A 17,583-nucleotide genomic window follows, 5' to 3' on the forward strand; every position below is an offset into this window, starting at 1 on the left:
ATTTTTTATTAGAGGTTTACACCTTAGCAAGCACGCTTTAATTTAGATAATTAATACAGCAAATAAATAAAATTGATCATATGAATATAAGAAATGTCGATCTCAACCTACTCGTCTATTTAAATGTATTAATAGATGAAAAAAGTGTGTCTAAAGCGGCCAATAAACTCGCATTAACACAACCGGCTATGAGCAATGCGTTAAAACGCCTAAGAGACTTATTTGACGATCCTTTGCTTGTTCGTGCAGCTGGCTCCATGACCCCAACAGCTAAAGCCCTTGCCCTTAAGCCCGAAATTGAAGCGCTGTTAAAAATGGCAGAAGAGATCACGCAGCCCAGTGAGCAGTTTAATCCGGCTACCGCCAACGTGACGTTTCGTATTATGGCAAACGATTATATAGAATCGACGCTAATTGCCCCCTTTATTTGCGAGCAGCTAGCTAAAAATCCGGGCATTGACTTCGATGTACTTAGCCCCAGCGACGTTAACCTACAGGATATGGAAAAAGGCACTATCGATTTGGCAATAAACCGTTTTAATGGTCTGCCGCGCTCTTTTCATCAAGCTACTGTATGGCGAGATAACTACTGTTGTTTAACCCATCCACATAATCCATTTTTAAACGATGCAAACTTAGACCAATACTTAAAAAGTGAACATATTTGGGTTAATCGAGCCGGCTGGGGCCCCGAACCCGCTGTGACCAATAAATCAGGTAAACAAAAATTAGGCTGGGTCGATGAAGCATTATGGCAATTAGAACAAACACGTAAAATACGCGTATTTACTCGTCATTACATGATTGCCAGTTTACTGTGTCAATCTGAGCAACTCATTGCAACCCTTCCGCGTCGTCAAGCAAAGCTTTTAACTAGCCATACTAATTTAGTGATTAGCCCTGTGCCATTTCAAATCGTCCCCATAGAAGTAAAAATGATATGGAGCCCGTTATTACACCATACGCCAGCGCACCAATGGCTTAGACGCGAGTTGTTGGCGTTTGCAAATACAGTGATTGATAGGTAAAGAATTAAAATATTGATCAAATCAATATCAGTTATTGAAAACAACAATTTCATTAATATTACACTTAGCGCTACAGTGAAGTTAAGCCAACAAACTAAGAGTAATAATTATGCAAACATCAGCAAGCTTCACACAACAAGACGGATTATTCATTGATGCAAATTTACATCAATTCATTGAACAACAATTGTGTCGTAAAACAACACTTCAAACGCAACACGTTTACCAAGCGTTAGCCACGTTAGTTGATGAGTTTGGGTGTGCATGTCGTAAAACAAAACACCATGAAAACGACATTCTCGACGTGAATACTTTATTAAATGCATATCAACGTAAAAGTCATCCACATTGTCATGTCGATGCACAAACAACCGCAGCCGTTCTAGATGAATACTGTTGCCAAGTGCCTGCAATTATTGTGGTTGCTTTAATGGATACGCTTAGTGGCACACTCTGTGATGAGCCAAGCGCCCATAAACTTTACCACAGAGCTGCAGAGCTGACAGAGCGTCCATGCGTTCATCGCGAGCAAACAGCTAACGCCTCTGCAGCGTAAAATGCTGCCCTTTAAAAGTGCTCGATAACCTTGTTGGCAAATTGTTTGCAACTTAAGGTTGTCGAGTTATGATTTGATTGAGCTAAATCAAATGTAACCTGTCCACTGGCAAATGTGCTTTCAAGCGCGTTTTCAATTAAACAAGCAGCCTCACTCCATCCCATAAACTTAAGCATTAGCACCGCACTTAATAAGCTACTGCTCGGATTTGCCTTATCTTGCCCTGCTATGCGCTCAAATGTACCATGTGTGGGTTCAAAAAAAGCAACTTCGGTATTTAAGTTTGCCGTCGGCATAATCCCTACTCCACCGACTTGTGCACTGAGCATATCGGCTAAAAAGTCTCCGTTTTGATTAGTGGTGGCCACCACATCAAATTGAGCAGGATCCATTAAACACTGCTGAAGCATATTATCGGCAATTACTTCTTTAATAACCAGCGGCGGTAAATCAGCACGTTGTATTTCAAGCCAGCGCCCGTTTTGATGCTCAACGGCAGCGTATTCATGTCTGGCCAGTGCAAATCCCCAGCGCTTAAATGCGCCATCGGTGAACTTAAGTACATTACCTTTGTGAACTAAAGTGAGTGATTCACTATTATTTTTTAGGGCATAATTAATTGCATAGCGTATTAATCGCTCTGATCCCTCTTTAGAGATATTTTTAATACCTAAACCACACTCTTGGGTAAAACGAAGCCGAGTTACGCCCATTTCTTCACATAAAAAATCGAGCATTTTTTCACTTTCAACACTGCCCGCTTGCCACTCAATTCCTGAGTACACATCTTCACTGCTATCACGCAGCACGGTAATATGCGTGGTAAATGGGTTTTTTAATGGTGACGGTAATGCACTAAATCCTTTAATGGTTCGCATATTTACATACAAATCCATTTCATGACGAAGCGCGACATTTAGCGAGCGAAATCCGCCTCCAAGCGGTGTTGTTAAAGGGCCTTTAATCGCGATTTTACAATCTCGTACTGCATTAATCGTTTCTTGAGGGAACCAATCACCGTCATAAAGCTTGGCAGCTTGCTCACCATTGTAAACTTGCATCCAATGAATTTTTCGTCTTGCGCCATAACTATGCTCTATGGCGGCATCCACTACTTTTCGCATCACTGGCATCACATCGAGGCCGACGCCATCACCATCAATATAAGCAATAATAGGGTGTTCGGGTATATGCCACTGTCCTTGTTCATCAATAAGTATATGTTCACCATTTTCTGGCACAGTAATATGTTGATATTGCATTGTTAACACCTAGAAAAACATCCTCTTTCCATTAAAGCATGTTCGTTAATAGGTGTCTGTAATTGCATTTTTATAATTGATATCACCGCAGCGAATAACTGCACGGTATTCACTATTAGTAAAAATAAGGGAACGATTTTTTAATAAAGGTGGCATCAGGCATTTTATTTAACACCCGACCAAATAGAACATTACTGAGTAGAGCATAACTGCAGATTAATTTTAACCACCGGATGATTATAAAATTAACCTGCTAAGTGAGATTATTTATAATAGGCAAATAAGTATTTATTGAAACTATATTGGCTTTGTATAACCGCAATAACAAATCCTGCTTTACCATCTAAAAAGCCACGTCTTAAAAAATAATGGCGGATAAAAGCAAAAAAAGCGGAACTACTTGCCTTCAAGAGTGATGGTTTTTTACCCTTATTTACCATTTGCTCTGCACCTATGTGCGCATAATGATTTCTTTTATTCATATAGCCAAAAATATCTTCATGCTGAAAATGTAATATATTTTCTTTCAACTCAATTGGTTTACAATCAAGCATTACAACAGACTCATGCACTAAGTTTTGGTTATAACCTGTTATTTTTTTATTGTAGATACGCGCAATACGATCAGGATACCAGCCGCTGTGTCGAATAAATTGGCCACAAAAATACGTTAAACGGTTAAGCTTTAAAATATTTTTCTCATTGCATTTTGCCAATGTCGTTATTATTTCTTCCTTTAAACGCTCACTGACAACTTCATCACAGTCAATTGCAAAAATCCAATCGTTAGTTGCTAATGCTTCTGCCCTTCGTCTTTGCTCACCAAACCCTTGCCAGTCATCACGCACAAATACTTTATCTGTGTATTTATTTGCAATAGCACGTGTTTCATCAGTGCTACCTGAATCAAGTACAATGATTTCATCTGCCCACTTTACTGACTCTAAACAACGCTCAATTTTATCCTTTTCATTTTTACATATAATACAAACAGATAGCTTCACAAAATTTCCTTTTTAATAACGCTGTATTTTAAAAATTATCTTCCTATTATAAACAGATCATAACAACACAGGAAACAAGGCTTTAAAAAGTATGGTTTTAAGCTTCTAAAATAACGTCAATTGTATTGAGTAAAGCCTCTACTTGATGTCTATCAAGCACGGCGTTAGCGGATTTTAATCGTTTTTCAAACTCAACAGCTTGTTGATACAGTGCTTGGCATTCAAACATCCCTGCCGTTCCCTTAATCATATGTACGCTGCGTGCAAAACCGGTTATATCACCCTGCTTAAATTGCGATTGTAATGTGTGTTTTTGTTTTTTTAATCCTTTAATGTATTCTTGCTTGAGCAGTGCAAACTCATCATCAGGCAGCTTAATATTTTCGCATATATCAATATCAAGATAACTTGCGATTTTACTACTAAAGCACCGTCTATCGATGGGTTTGGCAATATGATCGGTAAAACCTTGTTTTAAATAGCGATCTACTTCATGCTTCATCGTATTCGCAGTAAGCGCCACAATCGGTGTTGTTACACCCGTGGCTTGCATAATATTAATTGCTTGTTCACCATCCATAATTGGCATTTGAATATCTAATAAAATTAAATCAAATTGTTCATCAAGTGTCGCTTGTGCAGCATCTCGGCCATTTTCTACTGCCACCACAGTTAAACCCATTCGCTCTAAAATCCGCTTAATCAGCTGTCGGTTTTCTGGGTGATCTTCAGCCACGAGTACCCTACCAATCAAATTTCGCTGGTTACTATTTAAAGGGAGCTCTTTGTTTTGTGACTTACAGATATCGTCAAATGCGTAAACCCATTTTGTATGCTCCGTTGTATGCAGTGCCATAGTAAAACAAAACTCACTGCCGCTACCGAGTACAGAATAAACCGTAATATCCCCATCTAGTTTAGTTGCTAAGCTTTTTGATATGTTTAATCCAAGTCCAGTGCCACCGTATTTACGAGAAATCGACGAGTCAGCTTGATGAAAGGGAGTAAATAGATCTTTTTGCTCACTGTCGGTCATACCTATTCCCGTATCTTTCACTTTAATAATTAGTTGTTTTTTATTACAGCTAACCGTTAGCTTTATATAACCTTGGCTGGTAAATTTAAGCGCATTGCTTGCTAAATTTAATAATATTTGTCTCAATCGAGTTGGATCTGAGACTATCCAATCAGGTAGCGGAAATTGATAATCAACTTTAAATTTTAAGCCTTTATCACGAATTTGTTTTCCTAATAACGATTCGATTTCAGCAATAGTGGCAAACAAGTCCGTTTCAACTAGCTCTATCTCTAGACGGTTAGCCTCAATTTTTGACATATCCAAAATGTCATTAATTAAGCCAAGAACATGACGACTATTTTGCAAAATCACCCGAATGCCATGGTTTCTCTCATGAGGCTGTATATCACCTAAAATAATACCATCAGCATAACCAATGATTGATGTCATTGGGGTGCGAATTTCGTGGCTCATATTGGCTAAAAATCGACTTTTAGCTTCACTTGCATCACGAAGTTCTTCAGCTAATTGTTGTAACTCTTGAGTACGCAAGTGTACTTTGTGTTCTAAATTTTTAGTCAACTCAACATTCTCATGGTGTAAAATGCTAAATTTATTTGCCACGGCAAAAGCAAGTAGCACTGCATCGAGTGCGGTACCAATGAGCCCAAGTAAATAGAGATCCATCTTTATGGGTTCAATTAGCCCTAAATTAGTTAAATTGCCGACCATATTAGGAATGGCCATCGCCAAATACGCTAAAACAAAATAGCGAGCGGGCTTAAAGCCACTTAACCAACTTCGTATACCAACAATCATACCCAGGCACAAAGTAGCCCCCGTTACTAAAGTAGCCCATATAAAGCCAAAACCTGGCCAAATGATTGCAAATGGAGTACCTGCGGTAGCAATAATGCCCAAATAAATTGAAAACCGTGATAATTGAGGAGACGTTTCCTTTAATTTAAGTAAGCTGTTAAAAAATAAGATATTTGTGATGGGAATTAAGGTAAAACCTAGCCAATGAAAATGGGCGTTGTAAAAACCAAAAATTTGATCTGGTATATGAAAAAACTGACTCCAAGCTAATACCCAGCACGCGGTAAACAGAGCGTAATACAAATGGGTTTTATCTCTATCACCCAAGTAAATAAGAAAATTATATAAACCTAATGCAATACCAACCCCGAAGCACAGTAGCATAATCATGTTATCTGATGTTTTTTTCACAAAAAAATCATCATAAGGTGAAAGCACTAATTTAGGTGGGGTATAAAAGTATTCACTTTGAAATTTTGCAATTAATATGTAGGGCCGATTAGGCGTCAGCTCGATTCTATTACCATAATGAAATGCAAACTCATTAGGGTAAATGCCACCCGTTGTATAACGATTTATTGGCTCATCAAAATTCGACATATCATAAATACGCGTCTCAATTTTTGAAAGCAGCGTGTTATAGGGATATAACACAAGTTCATTTAAATCAGTTTTGTTTTCCAGCTTAATCACAAACCAAAAACTACCACCAAAAAACGATGTTCTCGATTGTGGTTGCTTTTTTTCAAGCCACGTTTCTATATCGCTATGGTCTCGGGGAAAAGCGCCATCAGTGACTTGAAATACACTGCCTTGATTAAGCAAATCAGTATCTTGTTGTTTCAAAGTATAAGCAAAAGGCTCAAGTGCATTTGCCACTGCTAAATTGCTAAAGCATATAAATACACAATATATAAATAGCTTTAGAGCTGCCTTTATTGGCATACTTTGCACCTTAAATTAAAACTGATAACTAATATCCAAGCCAAAACGCCGGTCTTCACCCTTAAAATCTTCAAGCATGCCAAGAAAAGAACTTAAATCAAATTTTAAGTGACTGTATTGAGTACCAAACAGGTTTTTACCCCAAATGGCAACCCTCCAGTTATCGTGTTGATAGTGTATATTGGCGTTAAAAATACTATAGCTATCTTGCATCGCATAGGGGTTTTGATTCTGATCAAAATAGTAATCGGATTGATAATCAACTAATAATTGAGTAGTTAGTGGGTGATTAGCCACCTCAAGAGTGTATTCAATACCCGCACTGAGATTCCATTTTGAGGTAAACGGCAAACGATTATTAGTTAACGCATTCCCTAGTAGATCAACATATTCTTCAAACTCTGCATGAGGTATATAACCCATAGCAAACTTAACATTCAAATTATCGGTCAGCCAATACTCAAGATCAGCTTCTAAGCCGTAAATAATGGAGTCAGCCACATTTTCTAATAATTGAATTGGCGGGCTCTGCTCAGATGTTGAAGGCTGATTCATAAAGACTTGTTGATCATTATAATCATAATAAAATGCAGCCCAGTTAAATCGAATACCCTGCTGTGGCCACCAGGACTTTGATCCGATTTCATGTGAGTTTAACCGCTCTTTTTGATAGTCAGCGAGTTGGGCCTGTTCAACCGATGATAAAAAGCCACCGTTATAGCCTCCGCTTTTGGCGCCATTAGCAAAACGATAATAGGCGTAAGTTGAATCATCGACTTTAAAGTTCACTCCTAACTGCCCAGAAATGCCATTATCTGACTGCTCTCCTTGAACACGATAAAATGGAACCTTAACCCCCGTTAAATCGTTAGCATCTAAAATAACATTAAGCTGTGACACTGAGTCGTAGTCTAACGATTCATAAGAGTAACGAAGCCCTGCAGTGATCAGCCAATCTTGGTTTAATTGATAATCGAGTTGCGTAAACGCAGCCATACTCTTTGTGTTTATTTTATTATTATAAAAAAAAGTAGCGGTTAAATCTGTCGATAAAATTCCCCGATAGTCGCGTAAAATATCATTTACATTATCTTGAACAATAGACTCATCAGCATAATATATTCCCGTCGTTAAAAAATGCTCACCCAACTGAGATTGCAATCGCAATTCTTGCGTCACCAAATCAGTATTTAACCCTAAGTTGCCCTCACATAACTTTGCGGGAGAGCCATCACAATTAAAAGCATGGTCCCGTTTTAATTTGTTATAACTGCTTAAAAAAACAAGCTCATTGTGTGTGTCTAATTGCCAATTAGCATGGGCGCTAATGCCCTTACCATCTGTTTTATGAGGCGAATTATTATTTACGCTGACTGTATAAAAATCATCACTGGCATCATTAAAGCCAAAATTATCAAAACAGCTGGTTGAACCCGCTTGTGCTGGCGAGCATCGCTCTCCTGTTAGTGGATTAGCAACAATTCCAATACTACCAACCGGCTGTACTATGCCATCCCAATCGGCAATATGCCCTTTTATCAATAGCTGTACCGTGTCAAAATCAGCTAAAAAGGAAACTCGGCCATTCGTTTGTCGCATGCCAGCTTTCGGTGAGTCGGCAAAAATATTGTTAGTGGAATAATCATAATCTTGATGATTAAGCGCTATACGAACGGCAGTGTTTTCACTAATTGCTGAATTAAACATAGCATCAACACTGGTCGCATTGTTATTAGCAATGCCAGTGCTTAAATAACCACTTTGTTCAAACTCAGGGCGTTTAGAGCGGATTAAAATAGCGCCCCCTGTAGAGTTGCGACCAAATAAAGTGCCTTGAGGACCACGCAAAATATCAATTTGTTCAATATCAAATAAATTAACAATTTGGTTACTTGCAGAGCCAACAGCAATGTCATCAACATACATCGCCACAGGGGATGTATTCGCCGTATTGTAATCAACTAGCCCTACACCACGAATGTTAACCGCTGGCGGTGTGCCTTCCGCTGCGTTTTGACTAATTTTTAGATTAGGAGCAAATACAGACAACTCTGTCGAATCTTTAACGTGTTGTACTTGAAGATCATTACCTTTAATGGTGCTTACAGAAATGCCAACTTCTTCAATTTTTTGCGCTCTTTTTTGCGCATAAACTTCTATGATTTCCATATTACGCGCATTCGCACTTTCATCATCTACAAGTACTTTCGCCTGCAGTGGCAGTAAAAAGCCTGGTAAGCATATCAACCCTATTTTCTTATTGAGAAGCTTGCCTTTATTTTTCATTTCTTGTGACCTTTACGCTAGACAAATGTAAACAGCATGTTTAATTATATACTAATCAATCGATAATACGGTTATATGAATAATATTTTAATGTTTGAGGGCTGCAAATGCATCTTCGCCACTAATGTGTTGTGGGTAACCTACCATTGCTCTTGCTGTTTGCATACCAGCCATGACAGCCGCTTCAACACAACCGGCATTAACGCCTGTTTTTATCCAGTCACCGGTAATAAAAAGATTGGTAAATTGTGTTTCATCGGTTGCTAGACGATATTTACTTGAGCCCGCAACTGACAGTACATATCGCTCACTGGGATCCACATTTACTCGCCAGTATTGAGCATTTAATCGTTCATCCCCTGATAACTGAGAGCCATGCAAAACAGACCAGTCAAATTGATTATTTTGATACGCTAATGGCCAAATAGCCTGTATGTTATTTTCTAGCATACCTTTAAGATTAGCTTTTACTTGCGATTTTGCTTGAAAAACAAATTGATGTTCACTTTGTGGCGGGTAATAGTCACAAGGAAAAACACTGCAAAAGTAAGCAATGTTTTTAGGAGGACAATCGATAGGCCATTGCTCTTTGTCGATTAAATTCATCATCGCCGCCCATGTATCAAATGGTTCGCTAAAGCTACTGAGAATGGGGCCTTCTTTGCTAGGTGGCCTATATTGCCAACCTAATTGCTCGTCAGTCTTACTAAGCCACAATTGGGCTGCCTGCGTTGCCACCGTTTTAACTTGCTTTGCTTGAGCTGCAAAATTTGTATCCAATGCAAGTAAAGAAGGACATACATGTTCAAGTGAGGCAACAGATACGCCAAGAATAATCCTGTCAAAGTCATCTTTGTAGCGTAATTCTTTTATTGGTAGGGGCTGCCCAAAATGGTTTTCATACTGAGCAGTCCAGTTAGACCAAAAAGATTCTAAGTTAATATTATGCTGTTTTAATAGTGCAGCTTGTTCACTATTAATTTGCGCATAAAGCGGCTCACTTGGCCAACAAGGTAGTTTTTTCACATCAACAAGTGGTTGATATTCAGCGCCTGATTTCAAAGTAACTTGTTGCTGTAACTTAATTACCTCAACAAAACGTTCACCCTGCTCATTTAGGCTGGGTTCCAGGTTTTGCAATTGATGGAAATATTCAAACTTAACCCCTCTTTTTTTTAGTAGCTCATACAGTGGAGCAAAAATGACATCGCCCATCCCCGCTTGCATTTTCCACATGACGCCACCGCGATAACACAGCGCAATACGTAACATAGCTAGTGATGCAACACCGGCTTCAACATTAGGCTTACTGATGTCTCCATCAGCGTAAGCAAATACTAAATCATAAAATCCCCGTATTGGCGCAGAACTAGCGCTGTAATGCTCATTTGCCCCATTTCTTATCAGCCACTGTCTAAAATCAAATTTGTTTATGACCCCAAACCCATCTCGATATACTTTGTCTTTGACCAGGCCAACCAACATTGCAATAGCAAGGTCTGCACAAATATATAATCGTCTAAGCTGCGCATTATTGTCTAATAACTCAATCATTTCGCTATTTAGCCAACGCTTTAGTTTTCTAACTATATACCAAATGACAAGGCCATCTTTTTTCTCTTGTACTTGGGGTTTTAATGTATTGTCAGCGTGAGCAAACTGATTTAATTTACTTATTAATAAGCTGGGAGTAGAGGCTATTTCACTCGAGTATTGTTTTATATCATCAGCAAAGTGTTGCCAAGTTTCCTCTTTATCATCAACCAAGTCCGCTATTTGTTGATGTAAATGGCGTAATAAAGACTGATCACGAGATTTTTTTGTGCTCAGTTTTATATTTTTATTGGCTTTTTTTGCGGCTAATTGTAAATCCAGTATCCACTTTTTTAGCCAAGCTAGGGTCATTTTAATAAAGTCCCATGGCGTAATATCCAAACTACCCTCCGCAGGATTTCCAGGTAATAAGAGGAAATCTATTGGCCATGTTTGCCATTGATCATTAATATATTCTTCTAGTGCTATAAAACTATGCGGCTTTAATGCTTGCTGCCATGTAGATAAAGGTGAATCGACTGGGCGTTGTAACTGAGTGTAAACCGTTTCTATTGTTTTAAAGCTATTTACATAAGCACCAAACCATACATGCAAGCCATGCTCTTCAATACGCTGCCCACGAGCCGCATTGCGGCCACTTGTGCCTTTACCACCTAAACGCCAACCTTGTTGGTATACAGTAATAGTTCGATGCTGTTGCCAATCACGCTGCTCGGTTAAATACAGTGCAGCAGTCATAGCCGATACACCGCCACCAATTATCACAATTTTTTCTTGGCCCATGATAAATCCTTCTAAGTAATTTAAATTTTAGTTGCGGCTAACTGGTCAAAATCCATTTGAACATAAAATGGTAAGTGCAGCGCTTGACTACCTAACTTCAGACCAAACATATCGGCAAGGTGGAAACTATCTAATTTATTAAGATGTAAAGTAAACTCAGGTTTCAGAAATTTAAAGCGATGTATTTTTTTAATCATAGAGGGTGAGTGCATTACGCTTTGGTATACCGCTGAATCACTACTGCCATCGGGAAATTGCTTAAACAATATTTGATCCATTTGTGGATTAACAAACCCACTCAATAGCTGCTTTAATAATGACAAATCAATGCCTAAATGTTTACGAGAAAACAAATTTGCTACTTGCTCGCCAAAATCATCTAGGACAGAGAAAAAGTCATTTTCGTGCCCCTGAGAGTTTATTGTGATTGTAAATAACTCATGCATTTGCAGCTTTGATTCAGGCGAAAAATGATCAAAGCATTCTAAAGATAGTGAAAAATTCGAAAGCTCAGTTACACACTCGGGCATAATGTAATCACATAAATATTTATTATAGCCCCACGTTTCGCGACCATTTATAAGTGCATAAATGTTATTAACGCAGATAAATGCAGGATACCAATATAGGTAGGTTATATCCTCATCTTCAACTTTAGCGACAGGCAACCAGATGATAATATCTGTTTCTTGCATCCAACCATGCTGATCGAAAGGCGGTGTCATTGAGGCTATTTTTTCAATATCTGTAAATGTAATAAGTGCAAACTCGCCAAGTATTTTAAGACGAATATTCCCTTTAACGCCTCCGTTTAGCGTTGAATCAATATATCTTTGTGATTTAGCTAATTCTATCTCAGCAAAAAAACCATACATATTCGCATTGTGCATACGACAAGGCGGCTTTGCTATTGGATTAGATAAAAAATGTTGATATGGCGCAGATAGTGAGCTCATTTGACCCCCTCAGTTAAAAACTGAGTATAGTCAGATATATTTGGGTCTGCTGACCTTTGCGAATTAATATTTATGGCTATATGTGAATTCCACTCGATTCAAAGTATTTTAATAAATTGCTTGCAAAGTAAAATGTTGTGAAGTAGTATTGCTGCTTGGCTATAAAAAGCCCTAGCGGTTAACCTCTTTACCCTGATCCAGTAAGCCCCGCAAAACGTATATTCAAAAGCTAAGTTATTGTACGGCGAGAACCCCTATTAATACCTTGATGATTTATTTTTAGTATCATCGTAAAAGTGTCATAAAGATCGTCAACACTGTAATGAAGCTAAACACAATTAGATTATTTATCATCTGTAATGTGCTTTAAGAAAAAGCCCAGAATAAATAACAAAAATAAAGTGAGTTTTATTATGTCATACAAATATAACGGATCTATGATCCAAATAGCACATCCAGTGCAATCAATTTCGGTTAACAAACATCGTGTAATCTTTAGCGATACACAAGGTTTGAAAAATGCATTGTTTCAAAAAGCAAGTGATGCACGTCAATTTGTAAAGTGGCTCAAAGCCAGCTAATTATCATTGATAAGTTAAACACTTATAAATAAATCTAAATGCCAGCGTGAAGCTGGCATTTTACTTTTTGGTGTATTATTGACTACACTTAAATCCTTGTTTATTTATTCGTTGTAGTGCAAATGCGGTTTTCGTGGTTAATACTGTTAGTCTGTGTATTTTTAAGCACAAAGTGTAATGCCAGAACAATAAAATGGTTAACACATGATTTTGCGCCCTACTACATTATAAGCGGGCCGAACAAATCCCAAGGTCGTGACGAAAGTATTATTTCGCTTTTAGAACAGCAGCTGCCGCATATTACCTTTGAAAGAGTGATCATCCCCTCAGGTAAAGTGATTCAGGAACTCGCAAACCTGCAGTCTAATGCCTGTGCTTTGTCGCTCTATAAGAATAAATACCGCGAAGAGCGTGTTTATTTCACACATCAAAGCTCTACAGCAGGGCTTTCGCCATCAATTGCCATGCATACCAAGCTAAGTAGTGCGCTAGAGATTGAAGACGCTAAACCGGTGTCATTAACCAATTTATTAGTTAATAAAAAGCTTACCTTAGGTGTATCTATGAATCGCTCCTATGGCAGTGAAATTGATAAAATAATCAACACCACACCCGGTATAAATCTGGTCATTCGACCAACCCGCGATACCCTCAGTACGTTAACATATATGCTTAACCTTAAAAGAATTGATATTTTATTAGGTTACCCAAGTGAACATTATTATTTAGCAAAAACAATGGGCTTTACTGATAATTTAACCCAGCGGATGCTCACTGAAGCACCAGAAATAAGTTACGGTTACATTGGTTGTACTAAAAACGAGCAAGGTGCAGAGGATATTGCTACGCTTAATCAACAACTCAAACTGATTAAGCAGACTGAAGACTATAAACAGATATTAACTCGGTGGTTACCAAGTCATTTAAAACCCAAATTAGAAGCACATTTACAATAAAAAGCTAAGCGTGTTACTAATTAGCGCTTAGCTTTTTTAAAATAGTCTTACTGGCGAATACCTTCAATAAATAAACCAATATCAACATGGGTAGATGCTGGGCCTAAGTTATAGTCAATACCGTAGTCGGCCAGTTTTAAGCTAGTTTCTCCTTCAAAACCAACACGGTAACCACCCCATGGATCTTTACCTTCACCAATTTTATCTATTTCAAAGGTAATTGTCTTCGTAACACCGTTTAGAGTAAAGTCACCAGTTACTGTGGCTTCTTCACCGTCTTCGTCAAACTTAATCGCTGTACTCTTAAAGCTTGCCTGTGGGTATTTGCTTACGTTTAAAAAGTCACTACCACGTAAGTGTTTATCACGTTCTGCGTGATTTGAATCTAGACTTGCCGTATCAATATTTACACTAATTTGAGACGCATTTGGATTTTTAGCATCGTAGTTAAATTTGCCATCAAAGGTATTAAAACGCCCATGCAGCCAGCTGTAGCCTAAATGTTTAATCTTAAAGTTTACAAAAGCATGCGCACCTTTTGTGTCAATAACATAATCTGCGGCATTCGAAGTGGTCGCTGTCATAAACATCGCTGCTGATAACGCTGAAGTTAAAAATAATTTTTTCATTTTAATCATCCTTTTGTAATGTGAACATTCTAATTAATGTTTTATCTTTATCGATAAAGTGATGTTTTAGCGCACCTAACACGTGCAATACTACAAATCCAATTAATAAGCATGCGCTATAGAAATGGATTTGCCCGGCTATATCAGCCTGAGAATCAAACGCAAAGTCGATAGCTTTTACATAAAAAAAGCCAAATACTTCTATGGGTCGTCCATCAGCCGTCGAAATTAAATACCCTGACACCATAATGATCAGTAAAAACAGATACATTAAAATATGTGCTGTTTGGGCTAATTGATTTAACTGCTTGTTACTGCCAATCGGACTTGGTTTAACACTAAAGTGTCGCCATAACAGCCTAAAAACAAAAACCGCTGCTAAGCTAAGGCCAATGCTTTTGTGTAGGTCTAATGATCCTTTATACCAACTATCATAATAAGTCAGCTCAACCATATATAAACCTAAACCAAACAGACCAAACACGGTCAGCGCCATTAGCCAGTGTAAAAATATAGCCACCACGCCATAGCTGGTTTTTGAGTTTTTAAACATTCCCTACTGCCAATCTCTTATTTAGTAATAACACTACGATATAATGATTAAGTGGTGATTAAAATAGCATATGCAAACACTCATCGTGCGTATACGCACAGTAAAATGTATAAGGTTAATATAATTGCAAATGACGTTGAGAAGGGATTAGCTAGCAGCTGACTCGTTAAGAGACACGTATATTTGGCTATTAGGTTCAACCTGTAAGCAGGCAATCAGGCCCTCTTTTATTAGTTCTAATATGGCGATAAAACTAACAACAACCCCACTGCGTCCCTCTTCAAAGGTAAATAATTGAGTAAACGCAACAGGCGCTTTTGATTGGGATAAGGTATTTAAAATCAAGCTCATGCGCTCACGCGTTGAAAGGGTTTCAGCGCTAATTAAATGATGCTCGAATGTTTTTGCACGCGCCATGACATCGCTTAGCGCTAACAATAAATCTTTGATTGCCAGTTCAGGTAATGGTTGGTTTTTTTCTGCTAGCTCTGGCACGCTTGCCTGCGCTATAAAGATATCGCGGCCAACACGAGGTAGGCTGTCTATATTTTCGGCCGCTTTTTTAAATTGTTCGTACTCTTGTAAGCGTTTTATAAGTTCGGCGCGGGGATCGTCTTCTTCTTCTAACTCTTCATGAACAGGCAGTAACAGCCTAGATTTAATTTGGGCCAGCAATGCCGCCATTACTAAATATTCACCCGCGAGTTCTAGCTGGAACTCGCTCATCATTTCTACATATTTAACATATTGCTCAGTAATGCTAAAAATAGACAACTCAAGAACATCTAGCTTATGCTTTTTAATTAGATAAAGCAGCAGATCCAAAGGCCCTTCAAAGGTTTCTAAAATAACTTCAAGGGCATCAGGCGGGATATATAAATCTTCGGGTTTATCAACAACGGCTTTACCATGTAAAAATGCCAGAGGCAGCTTTTGCTGCACTGGCATATCAGGTGTTGGCGTTGATGATAGCGTCTCAGACTGTTTCATTGTTATTCAAATGGCGTTGTATCACCGCAACCAACACGAAGAATTTGAATATCATCTTCTGATAAATCAATCACTGTGGTCGCCTGCTCAGGTAAATACCCACCATGAATAATTAAATCCACATGTTTATCAAGGCGCTCTAAAATGTCATCGGGATCAGCTTGAGTAAACTCTTCGCCCGGTAAAATAAGTGAGCACGACATTAAGGGCTCACCCAGCTCAGCTAATAAAGCACACGCTATTGGGTGCTCTATAACACGTATGCCTATGGTTTTTTTCTTGTCGTTTAATAACCGCTTAGGCACTTCTTTTGTACCTTTAAAAATAAACGTGTAAGGCCCTGGGGTATTATTTTTAATAAGCCTAAACATTTGGTTATCAACACGCGCATAAGTAGACAGCTCAGATAAATCACGGCATACCAAAGTAAAATTGTGATGTTTTTCAATGCCACGAATACGTTCAATGCGCTCTTTAGCTTGCTTATTACCTAAATTACAGCCTATCGCGTATCCTGAATCTGTAGGATACACAACTACGCCGCCTTGTTTAATAATATCAACAGCTTGAGAAATTAATCTAGGCTGTGGATTATCTGGATGTATATGAAATAATTGACTCATAATGCAACTCCTTCGTGCTTTTCCCATGTTTGCCAAACCCCTTGGCAATCTTTAGGTAAGTATAAATTTTTTCCAAGTTCTAAATAGCTAGTCGGAAAATGAAAATCAGAGCCTTGTGAGCAAAGTAGCTCGTATTCTTGGCTCAATAGCCCTAAAAACTGACGTTCACTTGGCGCCTGCTGCGGCTGAGCAACTTCCATTGCATCTCCGCCTACTGATTTAAATTCCACTAACAATTTACGTAGCCACTTGTTCGACATTTTATAGCTACTTGGGTGCGCTAAAACGGCCACCCCACCTGCGGCATGAATCGCCGCAATAGCTGTTTGCATATCACACCAATTACTTGGCACGTAACCGGTTTTACCTCGCCCTAAATACTTTTTAAATACCCCAGGAAAGTTTTTAGCTACACCACGCTCAATCAATGCTCTGGCAAAGTGAGCGCGAGTAATTTGTGCATTTTCGGCCAGCTCGCGAGCTTGTTGGTAAATACCCTCAAAACCATTTTTATTTAGTCGATGGCCAATCTCTATCGCGCGGGTTTCGCGTTTTTGCTGCTGCTCGCTCAGTAATGTATGCAAGGTACTATCGTTGGTATCAATATTTAGTCCAACAATATGAATTTCAAAACTTTCCCACTTGGTTGATATTTCAACCCCGTTAATAAGTTTAAGCGGCAAATTTTCACGTTTGATAAAAGCCCGTGCAGGTTCGATAGCAGCCACCGTATCGTGATCGGTAATAGCAAATACATCAATATTTTTGTCGACTGCTCGCGCTAATAATTCCTCAACGGTTAAATGGCCGTCTGAGTGCGTGGTGTGACTATGTAGGTCGTATTTTATCAAATGAAAACTACTTAAATTTAGGGTTTAACGGTGTTTCACCCAGTATAACAAGTTTTTTAACTAAATTGTTTTAAATAAACACTTGACACAAAAGCAGTTGATACGTTTTACTGTAGCCACTTTTAGACATTAAAGAATTAAGAACAATGAAAAATACAATTCACAACATCATTTGGTGGTGGCACTCTT

At 38.4% G+C, this 17,583-nt stretch carries 15 protein-coding genes; 4 read left to right on the plus strand and 11 right to left on the minus strand.

Going from position 1 to position 17,583, the window contains the following annotated elements:
- The first annotated feature begins 80 nt into the window (after positions 1–80).
- Together PTET_RS08655 and PTET_RS08660 are read left to right on the plus strand one after the other, a co-directional pair.
- Complete coding sequence (locus PTET_RS08655) at positions 81–1,028, plus strand: LysR family transcriptional regulator (RefSeq protein WP_096038476.1); 948 nt, start codon at positions 81–83, stop codon at positions 1,026–1,028.
- A 109-nt stretch (positions 1,029–1,137) separates the two neighbouring features.
- On the plus strand, positions 1,138–1,584 hold the full coding sequence (locus tag PTET_RS08660) for a hypothetical protein (protein ID WP_096038477.1): 447 nt from the start codon (positions 1,138–1,140) through the stop codon (positions 1,582–1,584).
- Between the two features lie 11 nt (positions 1,585–1,595).
- On the opposite strand, the gene icd is transcribed toward PTET_RS08660, so the two are convergent.
- The 6 genes from icd to PTET_RS08690 all read right to left on the minus strand — a co-directional run bounded on the left by icd (position 1,596) and on the right by PTET_RS08690 (position 12,211).
- A complete protein-coding gene (icd, locus tag PTET_RS08665; protein ID WP_096038478.1) occupies positions 1,596–2,846 on the minus strand; it encodes an NADP-dependent isocitrate dehydrogenase in 1,251 nt (416 codons plus the stop codon).
- Positions 2,847–3,109: 263 nt separating this feature from the next.
- The gene (locus PTET_RS08670) at positions 3,110–3,850 is read right to left on the minus strand and encodes a glycosyltransferase family 2 protein (protein WP_058154721.1); all 741 of its coding nucleotides are present in this window, start codon (positions 3,848–3,850) and stop codon (positions 3,110–3,112) included.
- 97 nt (positions 3,851–3,947) lie between these two features.
- Positions 3,948–6,632 carry a 7TM diverse intracellular signaling domain-containing protein gene (locus PTET_RS08675; RefSeq protein ID WP_096038479.1) on the minus strand — a complete coding sequence of 895 codons (2,685 nt, stop codon included), beginning with the start codon at positions 6,630–6,632 and terminating at the stop codon, positions 3,948–3,950.
- Positions 6,633–6,647: 15 nt separating this feature from the next.
- Positions 6,648–8,918 carry a TonB-dependent receptor gene (locus tag PTET_RS08680; RefSeq protein ID WP_036954555.1) on the minus strand — a complete coding sequence of 757 codons (2,271 nt, stop codon included), beginning with the start codon at positions 8,916–8,918 and terminating at the stop codon, positions 6,648–6,650.
- Positions 8,919–9,005: 87 nt separating this feature from the next.
- Complete coding sequence (locus PTET_RS08685; RefSeq protein WP_096038480.1) at positions 9,006–11,255, minus strand: NAD(P)-binding protein; 2,250 nt, start codon at positions 11,253–11,255, stop codon at positions 9,006–9,008.
- Between the two features lie 20 nt (positions 11,256–11,275).
- Positions 11,276–12,211 carry an acetoacetate decarboxylase family protein gene (locus PTET_RS08690; protein WP_096038481.1) on the minus strand — a complete coding sequence of 312 codons (936 nt, stop codon included), beginning with the start codon at positions 12,209–12,211 and terminating at the stop codon, positions 11,276–11,278.
- Positions 12,212–12,624: 413 nt separating this feature from the next.
- Between PTET_RS08690 and PTET_RS19055 the strand changes: the two genes are divergently transcribed.
- Both PTET_RS19055 and PTET_RS08695 read left to right on the plus strand, forming a co-directional pair.
- Positions 12,625–12,792, plus strand: coding sequence for a hypothetical protein (locus tag PTET_RS19055; protein WP_007375427.1), 168 nt, complete (start codon positions 12,625–12,627; stop codon positions 12,790–12,792).
- Positions 12,793–12,914: 122 nt separating this feature from the next.
- Positions 12,915–13,748 carry a transporter substrate-binding domain-containing protein gene (locus PTET_RS08695; RefSeq protein WP_036954547.1) on the plus strand — a complete coding sequence of 278 codons (834 nt, stop codon included), beginning with the start codon at positions 12,915–12,917 and terminating at the stop codon, positions 13,746–13,748.
- Between the two features lie 47 nt (positions 13,749–13,795).
- On the opposite strand, the gene PTET_RS08700 is transcribed toward PTET_RS08695, so the two are convergent.
- The 5 genes from PTET_RS08700 to rnm all read right to left on the minus strand — a co-directional run bounded on the left by PTET_RS08700 (position 13,796) and on the right by rnm (position 17,394).
- Positions 13,796–14,377: a YceI family protein gene (locus tag PTET_RS08700; RefSeq protein ID WP_096038482.1), complete on the minus strand. Its 582-nt coding sequence runs from the start codon at positions 14,375–14,377 to the stop codon at positions 13,796–13,798.
- A gap of 1 nt (position 14,378) precedes the next feature.
- Positions 14,379–14,930, minus strand: coding sequence for a cytochrome b (locus PTET_RS08705; protein ID WP_096038483.1), 552 nt, complete (start codon positions 14,928–14,930; stop codon positions 14,379–14,381).
- A gap of 147 nt (positions 14,931–15,077) precedes the next feature.
- Positions 15,078–15,920, minus strand: a complete 843-nt coding sequence (locus tag PTET_RS08710) for a segregation and condensation protein A (RefSeq protein ID WP_096038484.1) — start codon at positions 15,918–15,920, stop codon at positions 15,078–15,080.
- Between the two features lie 2 nt (positions 15,921–15,922).
- Positions 15,923–16,543: an L-threonylcarbamoyladenylate synthase gene (locus PTET_RS08715; protein ID WP_013465078.1), complete on the minus strand. Its 621-nt coding sequence runs from the start codon at positions 16,541–16,543 to the stop codon at positions 15,923–15,925.
- Positions 16,540–17,394, minus strand: a complete 855-nt coding sequence (gene rnm, locus PTET_RS08720; RefSeq protein WP_033103351.1) for an RNase RNM — start codon at positions 17,392–17,394, stop codon at positions 16,540–16,542. Before rnm ends, PTET_RS08715 begins: the two co-directional genes overlap by 4 nt.
- Positions 17,395–17,583 lie beyond the last annotated feature (189 nt).

It is taken from the genome of Pseudoalteromonas tetraodonis (assembly GCF_002310835.1).
GTDB lineage: Bacteria > Pseudomonadota > Gammaproteobacteria > Enterobacterales > Alteromonadaceae > Pseudoalteromonas > Pseudoalteromonas tetraodonis.